The following is a 13,948-nucleotide window of genomic DNA, read 5'->3' on the forward strand; positions in this document are numbered from 1 at the left end:
AGTTGGGGAATCGCCAAGCTGGTTAAGGCACCGGATTTTGATTCCGGCATGCGAAGGTTCGAATCCTTCTTCCCCAGCCACTCTTCTATATGCAGACATGCATTCCAGGCTGTTGAGTCGGCCCCACCGGGGCGCTGGTCAACAGCCTTGTCATTTGACACATTGGTTCGACACCATGGCACAAGACAGATTCATGATTTTTACCGGCACGGCCAATCCTCGCCTGGCGGTCGACGTAGTGAATCATCTGGACATGTCGCTGGGGAAGATGACCGTGGGCCGTTTCTCCGACGGCGAAGTCATGGTCGAGATCAATGAAAACGTCCGCGGCAAGGACGTGTTCGTGCTGCAGCCCACCTGCGCGCCCACCAACGACAATCTCATGGAAATCATGGTGATGGTCGATGCCCTGCGCCGCGCCTCGGCCCGCAACATCACCGCCGCCATCCCGTATTTCGGCTATGCCCGCCAGGATCGCCGGCCGCGTTCGGCCCGCGTGTCGATCTCGGCGAAGGTCGTGGCCAACATGCTGCAGTCCGTCGGCGTCGATCGCGTCATGATGATGGACCTGCACGCCGACCAGATCCAGGGTTTCTTCGATATCCCGGTCGACAACATCTACGCCGGTCCGATCCTGCTGGGCGACATCTGGAGCCGCAACTTTCAGAACCTGGTCGTCGTGTCGCCCGACATCGGCGGGGTGGTGCGCGCGCGCGCCCTGGCCAAGCAGCTGGAATCCGACCTGGCCATCATCGACAAGCGTCGCCCGCGCGCCAACGTGTCCGAAGTCATGAACATCATCGGCGACGTCAACGGGCGCACCTGCCTGATCATGGACGACATGGTCGATACTGCCGGCACGCTGTGCAAGGCGGCCCAGGCCCTGAAGGACCGGGGCGCCGGATCCGTCTATGCCTATTGCACCCACCCGGTGCTGTCGGGCGAAGCCGTCAAGCGCATCCAGGACTCCGCGCTCGACGAAGTCGTCGTCACCGACACCATTCCGCTGTCCGAAGCCGCCCGCCAGTGCGGGAAGATCCGCCAGCTGTCCTGCGCCTCACTGTTGGGCGAAACCATCCTGCGCATCGCGACGGCCGAGTCGGTCAGTTCGCTGTTTGCCGACTGATTTTTTTGATCCCCCGCTGGTCGCGGCGGGGGGGTGTCTGTGCAGCCTTGGCTGCTGTTTTGAATGGGGCCGATGCGGCCCCGCCTTTTGGAGCTTTCCATGAAATTCACCGCCACTTCGCGTAGCGTCCAGGGTTCGAGTGCGAGCCGCCGCCTGCGCCGCGCCGGTCGGGTGCCCGCCATCGTTTACGGTGGCAAGTCCGGCCCGGCCAACATCGAACTCGACCACAACGAGATCTACCACGCCCTGAACAAGGAAGAATTCCACGCTTCCATCCTGGACATGGTCCTGGACGGCAAGACCGAGCCCGTGCTGGTGCGCGCCGTGCAATGGCACTCGTACCGCCCCCTGGTCCTGCACGTAGACTTCCAGCGCGTGGACGCGTCCCAGGCCGTGAGCACCAAGGTGCCGGTGCACTACCTGAACGCCGACCAGAGCCCGGCCGTCAAGCTCGCCGGCCAGGTCGTCACCCACGGTCCGTCCGAACTGGACATCACCTGCCTGCCTGCCAACCTGCCGAAGTTCATCGAAGTCGATCTGGGCAACATGATCGGCGGCGCCCGCCTGCACCTGGCCGACATCACGCTGCCGATCGGCGTGAAGTACGTGCCGCACGGCGACGACGTGAACCCACTGCTGGCCCAGGCCGCCGCCCCCAAGGGCTCGGCCGCCGATGACGACGCGGCCCCGGCCGCCGACGCGCCGGCTGCCGAATAAGCCCGACTCGCTGGCATCAGCACCCCCCGAAACCCCCGCCCCTCGTCAGATGGGCGGGGGTTTTGACGTATGATGGGGGCCGTTTCAATGTCTTGCCATTTCGAACCATCACGATGACCGCGCCCATCCGCCTCATTGTGGGCCTGGGCAATCCCGGTCCCGAATATGAAACCACCCGCCACAACGCGGGCTTCTGGCTGGCGGATCATTTCGCCGACGACCTGCATGCCGGCTTCACGCTGGAAAAATCCTTCTTCGCCTGGGTCGCCCGCGCCCGCCACGCCGGCCAGCCCGTCGTGCTGGCCAAGCCGATCACCTTCATGAACAAGTCGGGGCAGGCCGTCGGCGCCCTGGCGCGCTTCTACAAGCTGCAGCCCGAGGAAATCCTGGTCCTGCACGACGAACTGGATCTGTTGCCCGGGGCCGTGAAATTGAAGTTCGGCGGCGGCCATGCAGGGCACAATGGCCTGCGGGACATCCAGGCGGTGCTGGGCACCCCCAAGTTCTGGCGCCTGCGCATCGGCATCGGCCATCCGCGCAGCCTGGGGCTGGCGCAGGCCGTGGTCAATTTCGTGCTGCACCCACCTCGTCAGGACGACATGCCGGGTATCGACGAGGTCATCCGGCGCTGCCGGCTGGAACTGCCCGCGCTGCTGGACGGATCGTTCGATCGCGTGACCGAGCGCCTGCATCAGGGAAATCATGATTGAGGCCGCCGGGCGGCCGCCTGGCGGCTTGGCCCGGCGCGGGATGTCCGGGCGCCTGCCCGCCATGAAAAGGTGAGAACATGGGTTTGCCAGGGTTCACCCGTCCGCGCGGCTTGCCGACCATGGGCGAGGAGATCGTCGATTTCCTGAAGTTCGTCAGGCGGCCCCGACCGGGGCCGCGCCTGCGCCCGCGCCGCCCCGGCCCTGGGTTGCGGGCGGACTTCTCCTTGAATGCGCCCTGGTGGCGCCTGCTGCATTGGGCCGTCCTGCTGTGGGTGGTCAACATCTTCGTCTTCGCCCCCCTGGCGCTGTCGGCGGCGGACGCCAGCGGCGCCCAGCATCGCCTGGATATCCACAATATTCCCTGGCTGGCGGCCCTGGTCTGGGCGCCCATCGTCGAGGAACTGACCTTTCGCTACGCCTTGCGCCGTCCCGCCATGCTGTGGTGGTTCGTGCCCCTGATGGCCGCGATCCTGGTGCAGGGCATGGGGGCGACGTCCGTCCCGATGGCGGCGGTGGCGGTGTTGCTGGCGCTGGCGCCGCTCTGGTATCCGGCCGGTCACCGCTGGCAGGCGGGCTGGGCGGCCGGCTGGCGCTGGCGCCGCCGGGCGTGCCGGGCGTTTCCTGTGCTGTTCCATGCCGCCGCACTGGCGTTCGCGGCCGTGCACTTGTACAACTTCCGCATGACCTCCATGACCCTGGTGCTGCTGCCCCTGCTGGTGCTGCCTCAGTGGGTCACCGGCCTGGTCCTGGGATGGATGCGGGTCAGGCGCGGCATCGGGGCGTCGATCATGCTGCACGCCATGTTCAACGGCGGGCCGCTGCTGCTGATCGGGCTGATCCTGCATTTCGCGCCGCAGCTGGCGGCGGGCTGATCCGAATCGACGGAGACTGTGATGAAAGCCTTGCTGATCATCGACATGCAACAGGCGATGCAGGATCGGATCGACGCTGGCCGGGATCACGTCGATCCCGGGGCGCCGGCCAGGATCGCGGCGCTGGCGGCTGCTTTCCGCAGGCAGGGGATGCCGGTCATCCACGTCCGGCATCAGGACGCGGACCCGGACTCGCCCTTTCACCCTCAGGCTTCCGGGTATCCGCCCATGCCGTGCGCGCGGGCCCTGGATGGCGAACCGGTGTTCCTCAAGCGGACGTCCTCGGCCTTCGCCTCCACGGATCTCCAGACCCATCTGCAAGGGCGAGGGATCACCGATCTGGTCGTGACCGGGGCCGTGACCGGCTTCTGCGTCAATTCCACGGTGCGCGCGGGCGCCGATCTGGGATTCCGGATGACGGTGGTCCGCGATGCGGTGCTTGGCTTTGGCCTGCCGTCTGCCCGGCTGTCCGCCCGCGCGGTGTCCGACGTGACGCTGGCGCTGCTGGCGGCCGATTTCGCGGAAATCGTGGATGCCGCGTCGGTCCTGTCCGCCTAGCGGGGCGGGCTTGGGGCGCGGATCCCGCCGGGCTCGTTCAACCGCCGCGTCGCGGCGCGCCGCCGGGGGCGCTTTGCCGGGCCCTGCGGGTACAATAGCGCCTTGATTTCCATCCTACTTTTCTCTCAGGTTCCCCATGGCACTGCAATGCGGCATCGTTGGCCTGCCCAACGTCGGCAAATCCACTCTGTTCAACGCCCTGACCAAGGCCGGTATCGCCGCTGAAAACTACCCCTTCTGCACGATCGAGCCCAACGTCGGCGTGGTCGAGGTCCCGGATCCCCGTCTGACGCAGCTCGCGGCCATCGTCAAGCCGGAGCGCATCGTGCCGGCCGTGGTCGAATTCGTGGACATCGCCGGCCTGGTGGCGGGCGCGTCCAAGGGCGAAGGCCTGGGCAACCAGTTCCTGGCCAACATCCGCGAGACCGACGCCATCGTGCACGTGGTGCGCTGCTTCGAGGACGAGAACGTCGTCCACGTCGCCGGCCGCGTCGACCCGGTGTCCGACATCGAGGTCATCAATACCGAACTGGCGCTGGCGGATCTGGCCACGGCCGACAAGATCCTGCAGAAGAATCGCAAGCTGGCGAATTCCGGCGACAAGGAAGCCATCCGCCTGGTGGCCCTGCTGGAACGCGTGGTCGCCGCCCTGGACGCCGGCAAGTCCGTGCGCAGCCTGGGCCTGGACGAGGAAGAACAGGCCGCCATCCGCGGTTACTGCTTCATCACTGCCAAGCGCGCCATGTACGTCGCCAACGTGCGCGACGACGGCTTCGAGAACAATCCCCACCTGAAGGCCGTGCAGGACTACGCCGCCGCCGAGAATGCCCCCGTGGTGGCCGTGTGCGCCGCCATCGAGGCCGAGATCGCCGACCTGGACGATGCCGACAAGACCGTCTTCCTGGAAGACATGGGCATGAGCGAACCCGGCCTGGACCGCGTCATCCGCGCCGGCTACCAGCTGCTGGGCCTGCAGACCTATTTCACCGCCGGCGTCAAGGAAGTCCGCGCCTGGACCATCCCCGTGGGCGCCACCGGCCCCCAGGCCGCCGGCGTCATCCACACCGACTTCGAACGCGGCTTCATCCGCGCCCAGACCATCGGCTTCGACGACTTCATCGCCTGCAAGGGCGAACAGGGCGCCAAGGAAGCCGGGAAGATGCGGGCGGAAGGAAAGGAATACGTGGTGAAGGATGGGGACGTGATGAACTTCCTGTTCAATGTGTAATAGGGTAGGGAGGCTCCTCGCCGCAGACGTGAACACCGGGACTGAAGTGCCGCGTTATCATTCTTGAATCTGCATCGCCCCCCGGAAAAGGCTAAGGAAATGGAACAGGTTCTACAAAGATTGCGCCAGTTTCGCGATGATCGTGACTGGAAGCGGTTCCATAATCCCAAGGACCTGGCGGTGGCCCTGAGCATCGAAGCCAGCGAACTATTGGAGGCTTTCCTATGGAAAGCCCCCGAGGCTGCTGATCCCGAGAAGGTCAAGGAAGAACTGGCGGATGTGCTGGCTTATGCTCTGTTGCTGTCCGATGCCTACGGCTTTGATGTACAGCAGATCGTTCTGGATAAAATCGAACGGAATGAAGAAAAATATCCGATCGAAAAATCCAGAGGCAGCTCGAAGAAATACAATGAACTATGAGTCAGGCGAGTCTTGTCGAAGTAAACCGATACGGATTTTCTGCGGATTCCTGGGCAGCCATACAGGAAAATGCATACGCCGCTAATCATTGGCCGCTGGTATACATCCTGAGCGACGGCTCCGCGCGTAATGCTTCCAAGCCCAACGCCTATGTTGGCGAGACTACTGATACGTTGACACGCTTGGGCACCCATCTCAAGCATCCGCACAAGAAGCTGCTGACCACGGTGCATCTGATCAGCAGCGAGCGCTTCAATAAATCCGCCACGCTCGATATCGAATCCTCGCTGATCAAGTACATGGCCGCCGATGGCTGCTTCAAGCTGTTGAACGGCAACCTGGGCCTGGCTGACCACAATTACTTCCAGAAGGACGAACTGTACTCTGAGATCTTTCGCGAGACCTGGGACAAGCTGCGGGCTCAAGGTGTTGCAGCGCATTCCTTGGAGGCCATCGACAACTCGGACGTCTTCAAGTATTCGCCCTACAAGTCACTGTCCCCCGATCAGCGCAAAGGCCTGATTGAAATCATGCGGTCGCTGTTGAATCCGGGGCTGAAGAACCTTGTGGTAGAAGGCGGTGCAGGAACTGGAAAGTCCGTCCTGGCCATTTTTCTGTTCAAGCTGATTCATACCGACGACGCCACACTGGATTTGCGTGAGTTTTCCGAAGAGGAAACCGAACTGCGCGAGCTGCTGGCGGAATTTAAAGCCCTCTACCCCAAGCCACGCATGGCCTTGGTTGTGCCAATGGCATCTTTCCGGGAAACCCTGGAGAAAGCCTTCGAGAACATTGAAGGCTTGCGCGCGAGCATGGTCATCAGCCCTTCAAAGCTGGCACGGCAGGACTACGACATCGTGCTGGTGGATGAGTCCCATCGGTTGCGCAAGCGGACCAATCTGGGCTCCTACTACGGGGCCTTCGACAAGGCCTGTGCAGCCCTGGGGTTGGACAAGAAGACTTGCAGTGAGGTCGACTGGGTGATTCAGCAGTCGAAAAAAGCTGTCTTTTTCTATGACGCGGACCAGACTATCAAACCGTCTGATGCCAACGCCGCTGATTTCCAAGCGGTCAAGTCGTCACCCGGCTCGAAAGTCATGACGCTGGTTTCACAGTTCCGGGTCCAAGGGGGCCAGCACTATGTGAAATTCATCGATGACTTGTTGAACGTGCGTCTGCCCAGCAGGGAAAAATTCCATTCAAAGGGATACGAGTTCCTGGTGTTTGACAGCATGCCGGATCTGGTGACGGAGATCAGGCAGCGGGATCAAACTTACGGGCTTGCGCGTCTGATCGCAGGCTATGCGTGGCCATGGGCGTCCAGAAAAAACCCGCATTTGTACGATATTGAAATCGAGGATGTTCGGCTGCGCTGGAACAGTATCAACGTCGATTGGATCAACTCGCCAAATGCCATCAATGAGGTCGGCTGCATCCATACGACTCAAGGCTATGACCTGAATTACGCGGGCATCATCTTTGGTCATGAAATTCGCTATGACGCAGGGCGGGACCAGATCATCATCGACAAAGCCAGCTACCATGATCGCAACGGCAAGCAAACCATAGATGATCCGGATGAGTTGAAGCGGTACATCCTCAACATCTATAAAACCATCATGTTGCGCGGCATAAAGGGAACTTTCGTCTACGCTTGCGATGAAGGTCTGCGCAGCTACCTGAAGCGGCACATCCCTGTTTATAAATCCAATGTTATTGCGCTGACCAGGCCGTCTGAACGGCTGGAACCCTATGGCAATGCGGTTCCTCTCTACGATTTGCAGGCCGCTGCTGGCGGCTTCAGCGAACTCCAGCATGTCGAGCATGAAAACTGGGTCGCTGTGCCGTCAGGTATGCCGGTGGGAAGAGATATTTTTGCCTGTCGGGTGGTCGGTGAGTCGATGAATAAGATCATTCCGAATGGTGCGATCTGTCTTTTTCGTCTGAATCCCGGTGGTAGCCGAAACGGAAAAATCGTACTGGTCGAGTGCGACGATATTCAGGATGACGATTCAGGCTCACGCTATACCGTCAAAGAGTACCAGAGCATCAAGACTGAGACTGACGATGGATGGCAGCACGGGAAAATTCTCTTGAAGCCTCGTTCCCACAATCCCCATATGGTGACGCTCGAACTCAGTAGCGATGACGAACATCGTTATCGCGTGGTTGGCGAGTTTCTGGGCGTGATTGATTGAGCATTTTTTAGGTGTGGGCAAGACGCGGGCCATCTGCCGCAAAGTGTCCAACAGCCTGTTGGACACTTCGTTCCTGTTTCAGTGATGATGTGAGTGGGGTAGTCCAACTGAAAAAATGGGGTATTTTGCATGACAATGTCCCATTTGGTCCGCGCCTGACTTCCACTTGTCCAGGATCGGCAGCAGGTTGCGCACAATGCTCAAGCCGCTCTGCTGATCCGTCTGGTTGAGAAGTTTCCCGACACAGTGAAACGGTTAGCAATGATGTAATTGATATTCAAAATATTTCCTGACTGCCTCAAGGGTGCGGCGTTTGCCTTGGAAATCTTGAGCGTCATGCGAATAATGGATATCCCCCATCCGCATATTTAATTTCCAAATATCCCCCCGCTTCCTTATCATGGGTGCTGTCCAGACAGCACATGCCGGGCTGAAGCCCGCAGAAATCACCATGCGCCATCACCCCATTCGCAACAAACTCGTCCTGCTGACGCTTGCCATCATGCCCTTCATCGCCTCCATTGGGCCCGCCAATGCCGCTCCCCTGCACGTCGCGGCGGAGAAAAACGATGTGGCCGGCATCAGCAAGCTGCTGGCCGAAGGCGCTGCCATCGACGAGCGCGACGGCAGCGGGGCGACGCCGCTGCTGGTCGCGACGCATGCCAATCAGGTCGAGGCGGCCAAGGCCCTGATCGATGCCGGCGCGGACGTCAACGCCCTGGACAAGATCCACGACAGCCCGTATCTCTATGCCGGCGCCCGGGGGCATCTGGAGATCCTGAAGATGACGCTGTCGCATGGAGCGGATCTGAAGAGCCTGAACCGCTACGAAGGCACGGCCCTGATCCCCGCCGCGGAGCGCGGCCACGTCGAGACGGTGCGCACGCTGATCGCCGCCGGCGTGGATGTGAATCACGTCAATCGCCTGGGGTGGACGGCGTTGCTGGAAGCCATCATCCTGGGTAGCGGCGGCCAGCGGCACCAGGACATCGTGGATGCGCTGGTGAAGGGCGGCGCCGACGTCAACCTGGCGGATGGCCAGGGCGTGACGCCGCTGCAGCATGCGCGTTCCCGTCACTACGATCGGATCGAAGCGATCCTGGTGGCGGCCGGCGCGCGTTGAATATCTGAACATGGATGGAAGGAACCCGATCATGATGGACGAAACCCGCTACCTGCAGAAAGCCATCGAACTGGCGCGCGCCAATATGCGCCAGGGCGGCCGCCCCTTCGGAGCGGTCGTGGTCCGGGACGGCCAAGAGATCGCCGCGGGCGTCAATGAGATCCTGGCGACCAACGATCCCACCGCCCACGCGGAATTGACGGCTTTGCGCGCCGCCAGCCGCGCGCTCGGCTCGCCGGACCTGAGCGGCTGCGCGGTTTATGCCAGCGGGCATCCCTGTCCCATGTGCATGGCGGCGATGCGGATGTCGGGCGTGCGCCTGGTGCGATACGCCTATTCCAACGACGACGGGGCGCCGTTCGGGCTGTCCACGGCGGCCGTCTATGAGGATCTGGCCAAACCCTTCGAGCAGCAGTCCATGGACATCCGCCATGTGCCGGTGGATGACCCTGAACTGTATGCCGAGTGGGCGCAGGCGCGGGACAAGCAGGCGTAGATCGTGACGTCAAAGATTTCCAAGTCGTCCTGGCTGCTGCTGGCGGCCGTGGCGCTGATCGCGCTCAACCTTCGGCCGTTCATCACCGGTGTCGGGCCCCTGGCGGCGGAGATCGGCCGGCGGACCGGCCTGGATCTTCAGGGCATGGCGCTGCTGACCCTGGTGCCCATGTTTCTGATGGGCGTGTTTGCCTTCGCGGGGCCTTTTTTGCAGACCCGGGTTGGGGAGCGGCGCTCGATCATGGTCGCAGTCGCGCTGCTGGTCGCGGGATCCCTGCTGCGCCTCTGGACCACTGCGGGCTGGCAGCTCGTGGGGACGGCCGCCTTGCTGGGGCTGGGCACCGCGGTCGTGCAGGCAGTGCTGCCTGGTATCGTCAAGCGGCAGTTTCCGCGTCACGTCGGTGTCGTCATGGGGGTGTATTCGGCCATGCTGATGGGGGGCGGTGCGCTGGGCGCCCAAGTCGCGCCGTGGGTGGCGGCGGCCGGGGGCGATTGGCATATCGGCCTGGCCTGGATGGCCGCGCCGGCCGCCCTGGCTTTGGCGCTGGCGGCGCGCAGCCTGCCGCGCGACGTGCCGGTCCGGCAAGCGCGCCAGTCCGTGGCGGTCTATCTGCGCCGCCCGCGCGTCTGGCTGCTGATGCTGTGCTTCGGCCTGGTGAATGGCGGTTATTCGACGGCGGTCGCCTGGCTGGCGCCGTTCTATCAGGAACACGGCTGGAGCGCTGCGGCCAGCGGCAGCCTGCTGGCCATCATGGCCGTGTGCCAGGCGATGGCCGCCTTGCTGCTGCCGATCTGCGCGGGCCGCCGCGAGGATCGCCGACCCTGGTTGTGGCTGACCCTGGCCATGCAGGCGCTGGGCTTCATCGCCCTGGCCTGGTGGCCGGAGGTGACGCCGGTCTTGTGGGTGGCGGTGCTGGGCGCCGGATTGGGCGGGTGTTTCGCCTTGTCCCTGATCGTGGCGCTTGACCATCTGTCCGACCCGGCCCAGGCCGGCGCGCTGTCCGCGCTCATGCAGGGCGGCGGATTTTTGCTGACCGCGTTCCCGCCGTGGATCGTGGCGGTGCTGCGGGACCTCACCGGCAGCTTCACGATGGGCTGGCTGCTGCATCTGGGCTGCGCTGTCATTGTCGCCATCCTGTATTGGCGTGTTTCTCCGGCCAGCTACCAGCGCGCCATGCGGATGACGCCCCAGGCGGCGCCCGGCGCGTGTCTGTCCGCGGGCTCGGCCGCGCCGTCTTCCCTGCCGTGACGCGCGGGGCGGGGGCCCCGGCGCCCGCCGATCTCTGGCAGAATGCGCGGCATGAGCCTGCCTTCCGACCTGATCGATTTCCTGCCCTGTCCGACCCCCGAGGCCTGGGTGCGGGCCGCCCTGGCGCAGCAGGACATCCTGCTGCTGGATCACCGCAACTGCGAACTGAAGGCCGCGGCCACCGCCATGAGCCTGATTGCGCGCTACGGACAGGATGCCGAATTGTCGGCCGCGCTATCCAAGCTAGCCCGGGAAGAACTCGTTCATCACGAACAGGTGCTGCGCTGGCTGAAGCGGCGCGGCGTCGCCCTGCGGCCTTTGACGGCCAGCCGCTACGCGTCCGGCCTACGGGCGGCGGTGCGCACCCATGAACCGGCCAAGCTGGTGGACACGCTGATCGTCGGGGCCTTCATCGAGGCCCGTTCCTGCGAACGCTTCGCGGCATTGGCGCCGCATCTGGACGAGGAACTGGCGACGTTCTACACCGGCCTGCTGCAGTCCGAAGGCCGCCACTATCAGGGCTATCTGCGTTTCGCATACCGGTTCGGCGAACCCCAGGACGTGGAACGGTCGATTCAGAAAATCCGTCAGGTCGAACAAGGCCTGATCGAATCCCCCGATCCTGAATTCCGCTTCCACAGCGGGTGCCCCGCAGGCTGAGCCGGCGCGGACTCCAACGCTAATGCAGGTCCCGCGTATACACGAATTTCGGCATGCTCCAGCCGAAGCGCAGGGCCAGCAGGCGCAGGCCCAGGCCGATCAGCAGCGATCCGGCGACGACCAGGTTGTGGTTCCAGGCCAGGTACAGGCCGGCCAGGTACAGGGCGGCGCTGACGATCGAGACGGTGGCGTACAGTTCGGCGCGAAACAGCAGGGGGATCTCGTTGCACAGCACGTCGCGCAGCACCCCGCCCACGCAGCCGGTGATCATGCCCGACACGATCGCCACGCCCCAGGGCAGGCTCAGGCCCAGGGCGATGTCCACGCCGATGATGGTGAAGACCACCAGCCCCACGGCGTCCAGGAACAGGAACAGATGCCGCAGCGAATGCGCGAAACGGGCGATGGCGATGGTGAGCAGCGCCGCGCCCCCGGTGATCAGCAGATAGTAGGGGTGGGCGATCCACGACAGCGGGTGATGGTCGAGCAGCACGTCGCGCACCGACCCGCCGCCCAGCGCCGTGATGCAGCCCAGCAGGCAGACGCCCAGCCAGTCCATTTCGCGCCGCCCCGCCGCCAGCGCGGCGGTCATGGCCTCGGCGGCGATGGCGATCAGGAACAGGACGTGCAGGAATTCGCTGGTGATGTCGGGGGCGGGCACGCGGGGCCTCTGGGCGGGATGGACGGACCAGCGGCCGCGCGCGACGCGGGCCGCCAGTCCGTATAGTAAGCGCTCCGGCGCCCGTCGGCGCCGGAGTCCTCGAAGGCGCTATTGAGCGGGCAGGGCGGCCGCCTGATGCTGCAGCTGGAAGACCCCCACGGCCCGGTTCAGGCCGCTCATCTGCTCGTTCAGGGACTGGGCAGCTTCGCCCGCCTGCACCACCAGCCCGGCGTTCTGCTGCGTGACCTGGTCCATCTGGGCGATGGCCTGGTTGATCTGTTCGATGCCGGACGCCTGTTCGCGGCTGGCCAGGGTGATCTCGCCCATGATGTCGGCCACGCGCTTCACGCTGGTGACGACTTCCGTCATGGTCTGGCCCGCGCCCACCGCCAGGGTGGCGCCGGAGCGGATCTTCTGCACTGTGGTGTCGATCAGGCTGCGGATTTCATGGGCGGCGTTGGCGGACCGCTGCGCCAGGGCGCGGACCTCGGAGGCGACGACGGCGAAGCCCTTGCCCTGTTCGCCGGCGCGGGCGGCCTCGACGGCGGCGTTCAGGGCCAGGATGTTGGTCTGGAAGGCGATCGAATCGATGACCGCGATGATGTCGGACATCTTCTGCGTGGAAGCATTGATGTCGTCCATGGTCTCGACCACCTGGGTGACGGTCTGCCCGCCCTGGGTGGCGACGTCGGACGCCGTGGCCGCCAGGGTGTTGGCCTGCTGGGCGTTGGCGGCGTTGTGGCCCACCGTGCTGGTGATCTCTTCCATGCTGGCGGCGGTTTCCTGCAGGGATGCCGCCTGCTGTTCGGTGCGGGCGGACAGGTCCAGATTGCCGTTGACGATCTGGCCGACGGACTGGGCGATCCATTCCGTGCCCTGGCGCACCTGGGAGACCGCCTGGGCGATGCCGTCGCGCATCACCATCATGGCGTGCAGCAGGCTGTGCGTGTCGCCGTCGCGCACGGGAATCTCCACCCGCAGGTCGCCTTGCGACATCCGGTGGGCGATGCCGATGACGGTGTCGGGTTCCCCGCCCAGCTGGCGCACCAGCCTGCGCGACAGGATGACGCCCACGGCCAGCAGGATCAGCGCCAGGACGCCTGCCGCCAGCGCGAATTCACCGGCCTGGCGCCAGACGATGGCATTGACCGTGTCCAGGTACACCCCCGAACCCAGGATCCAGCCCCAGGGCTCGAAGCCCTTGACGTAGGAGACCTTGTCCACGGGCCGGTCGGCGCCCTGCTTGGGCCACAGGTAGAACACGAAACCGTCGTGAGTGGGACTGGCCTTGACCGTGTCCACGAAGGCCACGAACAGGCGCAGGCCGTTGGGATCCTTCATGCCGGACAGGTCCTGGCCGACCAGCTTGGGTGAAAACGGGTGCATCAGCATGCGCGGCTGCATGTCGTTGATCCAGAAATATTCCTGGCCGCTGTAGCGCATGCCGCGGATGGCGTCCATGGCCTGCTGCTTTGCCTGGTCCTCGGTGATCTTGCCCTGTTTCGCCTGGTCGTGGAAATACGTGACCACGCCGTAGGCGGTCTGCACGGCCTGTTGTGCGCCGACTTCCCGTTCGTGCAGCAGGGCGCTGCGTTCCAGCCACAGCAGGGAGCCCGTCAGCACGATGATGCCGACGATGGCCAGCAGGGTGAACAGTGTGAATTTGAATGAAGTGGTGCGTGTCCAGGCAGAGCGTGTGCGCGCCATGATGTCGTCCTCAGATGAGGCCGCGCAGAGGGCTGAAAGGGATTTCCAGGAGCGGGTGCGGCGGGCCGAAATAGTGACGAGGCCCGAAACGGGCCTCTGTGAAACAGTGTATTGCCAGTCCGGTGGCGTTGCGTAGATGAACTGTGGCGTGATGTTCACAAGTTGCAATTAATTTTTCGACTGGTCATCCGGGCGGCGGCATTAAGATGTCGCGTCTTCAATTT

14 protein-coding genes and 1 tRNA gene are annotated in these 13,948 nt (G+C 63.8%); 13 read left to right on the forward strand and 2 right to left on the reverse strand.

What is annotated here, in order from left to right; genetic code table 11:
• Positions 1–3 precede the first annotated feature (3 nt).
• The 13 genes from Q0263_RS04040 to miaE all read left to right on the forward strand — a co-directional run bounded on the left by Q0263_RS04040 (position 4) and on the right by miaE (position 11,356).
• Positions 4–80, forward strand: a tRNA-Gln gene (locus Q0263_RS04040).
• Between the two features lie 95 nt (positions 81–175).
• On the forward strand, positions 176–1,126 hold the full coding sequence (locus Q0263_RS04045; RefSeq protein WP_298013570.1) for a ribose-phosphate pyrophosphokinase: 951 nt from the start codon (positions 176–178) through the stop codon (positions 1,124–1,126).
• A gap of 99 nt (positions 1,127–1,225) precedes the next feature.
• On the forward strand, positions 1,226–1,843 hold the full coding sequence (locus Q0263_RS04050; protein WP_298013572.1) for a 50S ribosomal protein L25/general stress protein Ctc: 618 nt from the start codon (positions 1,226–1,228) through the stop codon (positions 1,841–1,843).
• Between the two features lie 113 nt (positions 1,844–1,956).
• Positions 1,957–2,553 (forward strand): aminoacyl-tRNA hydrolase, encoded by a 597-nt coding sequence (gene pth / locus Q0263_RS04055; protein ID WP_298013574.1) that lies wholly within the window; start codon positions 1,957–1,959, stop codon positions 2,551–2,553.
• A gap of 77 nt (positions 2,554–2,630) precedes the next feature.
• Positions 2,631–3,425 (forward strand): CPBP family glutamic-type intramembrane protease, encoded by a 795-nt coding sequence (locus tag Q0263_RS04060; RefSeq protein WP_298013575.1) that lies wholly within the window; start codon positions 2,631–2,633, stop codon positions 3,423–3,425.
• Between the two features lie 21 nt (positions 3,426–3,446).
• On the forward strand, positions 3,447–3,983 hold the full coding sequence (locus Q0263_RS04065) for an isochorismatase family protein (protein ID WP_298013577.1): 537 nt from the start codon (positions 3,447–3,449) through the stop codon (positions 3,981–3,983).
• A 136-nt stretch (positions 3,984–4,119) separates the two neighbouring features.
• The gene (gene ychF, locus Q0263_RS04070) at positions 4,120–5,211 is read left to right on the forward strand and encodes a redox-regulated ATPase YchF (RefSeq protein WP_298013579.1); all 1,092 of its coding nucleotides are present in this window, start codon (positions 4,120–4,122) and stop codon (positions 5,209–5,211) included.
• A 99-nt stretch (positions 5,212–5,310) separates the two neighbouring features.
• Positions 5,311–5,631 (forward strand): nucleotide pyrophosphohydrolase, encoded by a 321-nt coding sequence (locus Q0263_RS04075; RefSeq protein WP_298013581.1) that lies wholly within the window; start codon positions 5,311–5,313, stop codon positions 5,629–5,631.
• Entirely contained in the window at positions 5,628–7,829 is a 2,202-nt protein-coding gene (locus tag Q0263_RS04080) for a DNA/RNA helicase domain-containing protein (protein ID WP_298013583.1), read from the forward strand. Before Q0263_RS04075 ends, Q0263_RS04080 begins: the two co-directional genes overlap by 4 nt.
• Before the next feature lie 502 nt (positions 7,830–8,331).
• A complete protein-coding gene (locus tag Q0263_RS04085; protein WP_298014205.1) occupies positions 8,332–8,952 on the forward strand; it encodes an ankyrin repeat domain-containing protein in 621 nt (206 codons plus the stop codon).
• Between the two features lie 31 nt (positions 8,953–8,983).
• Positions 8,984–9,448 carry a nucleoside deaminase gene (locus tag Q0263_RS04090; RefSeq protein ID WP_298013585.1) on the forward strand — a complete coding sequence of 155 codons (465 nt, stop codon included), beginning with the start codon at positions 8,984–8,986 and terminating at the stop codon, positions 9,446–9,448.
• Positions 9,449–9,451: 3 nt separating this feature from the next.
• Complete coding sequence (locus tag Q0263_RS04095) at positions 9,452–10,696, forward strand: cyanate transporter (protein WP_298013586.1); 1,245 nt, start codon at positions 9,452–9,454, stop codon at positions 10,694–10,696.
• Positions 10,697–10,747: 51 nt separating this feature from the next.
• Positions 10,748–11,356 (forward strand): tRNA isopentenyl-2-thiomethyl-A-37 hydroxylase MiaE, encoded by a 609-nt coding sequence (gene miaE / locus Q0263_RS04100; protein WP_298013588.1) that lies wholly within the window; start codon positions 10,748–10,750, stop codon positions 11,354–11,356.
• 19 nt (positions 11,357–11,375) lie between these two features.
• Here miaE and Q0263_RS04105 read toward each other — a convergent pair whose 3' ends face one another.
• Positions 11,376–12,017, reverse strand: coding sequence for a trimeric intracellular cation channel family protein (locus Q0263_RS04105; protein WP_298013590.1), 642 nt, complete (start codon positions 12,015–12,017; stop codon positions 11,376–11,378).
• Between the two features lie 108 nt (positions 12,018–12,125).
• Positions 12,126–13,724, reverse strand: coding sequence for a methyl-accepting chemotaxis protein (locus Q0263_RS04110; protein ID WP_298013592.1), 1,599 nt, complete (start codon positions 13,722–13,724; stop codon positions 12,126–12,128).
• Positions 13,725–13,948 lie beyond the last annotated feature (224 nt).

The organism is uncultured Castellaniella sp. (genome assembly GCF_937988725.1).
GTDB lineage: Bacteria > Pseudomonadota > Gammaproteobacteria > Burkholderiales > Burkholderiaceae_B > Castellaniella.

Excerpts from the sequence above, each read along its gene's own strand:
- Q0263_RS04045 (WP_298013570.1), top strand. The coding sequence starts at position 176 with ATGGCACAAGACAGATTCATGATTTTTACCGGCACGGCCAATCCTCGC.
- Q0263_RS04050 (WP_298013572.1), top strand. The coding sequence starts at position 1,226 with ATGAAATTCACCGCCACTTCGCGTAGCGTCCAGGGTTCGAGTGCGAGC.
- pth (WP_298013574.1), top strand. The coding sequence starts at position 1,957 with ATGACCGCGCCCATCCGCCTCATTGTGGGCCTGGGCAATCCCGGTCCC.
- Q0263_RS04060 (WP_298013575.1), top strand. The coding sequence starts at position 2,631 with ATGGGTTTGCCAGGGTTCACCCGTCCGCGCGGCTTGCCGACCATGGGC.
- Q0263_RS04065 (WP_298013577.1), top strand. The coding sequence starts at position 3,447 with ATGAAAGCCTTGCTGATCATCGACATGCAACAGGCGATGCAGGATCGG.
- ychF (WP_298013579.1), top strand. The coding sequence starts at position 4,120 with ATGGCACTGCAATGCGGCATCGTTGGCCTGCCCAACGTCGGCAAATCC.
- Q0263_RS04075 (WP_298013581.1), top strand. The coding sequence starts at position 5,311 with ATGGAACAGGTTCTACAAAGATTGCGCCAGTTTCGCGATGATCGTGAC.
- Q0263_RS04080 (WP_298013583.1), top strand. The coding sequence starts at position 5,628 with ATGAGTCAGGCGAGTCTTGTCGAAGTAAACCGATACGGATTTTCTGCG.
- Q0263_RS04085 (WP_298014205.1), top strand. The coding sequence starts at position 8,332 with ATGCCCTTCATCGCCTCCATTGGGCCCGCCAATGCCGCTCCCCTGCAC.
- Q0263_RS04090 (WP_298013585.1), top strand. The coding sequence starts at position 8,984 with ATGATGGACGAAACCCGCTACCTGCAGAAAGCCATCGAACTGGCGCGC.
- miaE (WP_298013588.1), top strand. The coding sequence starts at position 10,748 with ATGAGCCTGCCTTCCGACCTGATCGATTTCCTGCCCTGTCCGACCCCC.
- Q0263_RS04110 (WP_298013592.1), bottom strand. The coding sequence starts at position 13,724 with ATGGCGCGCACACGCTCTGCCTGGACACGCACCACTTCATTCAAATTC.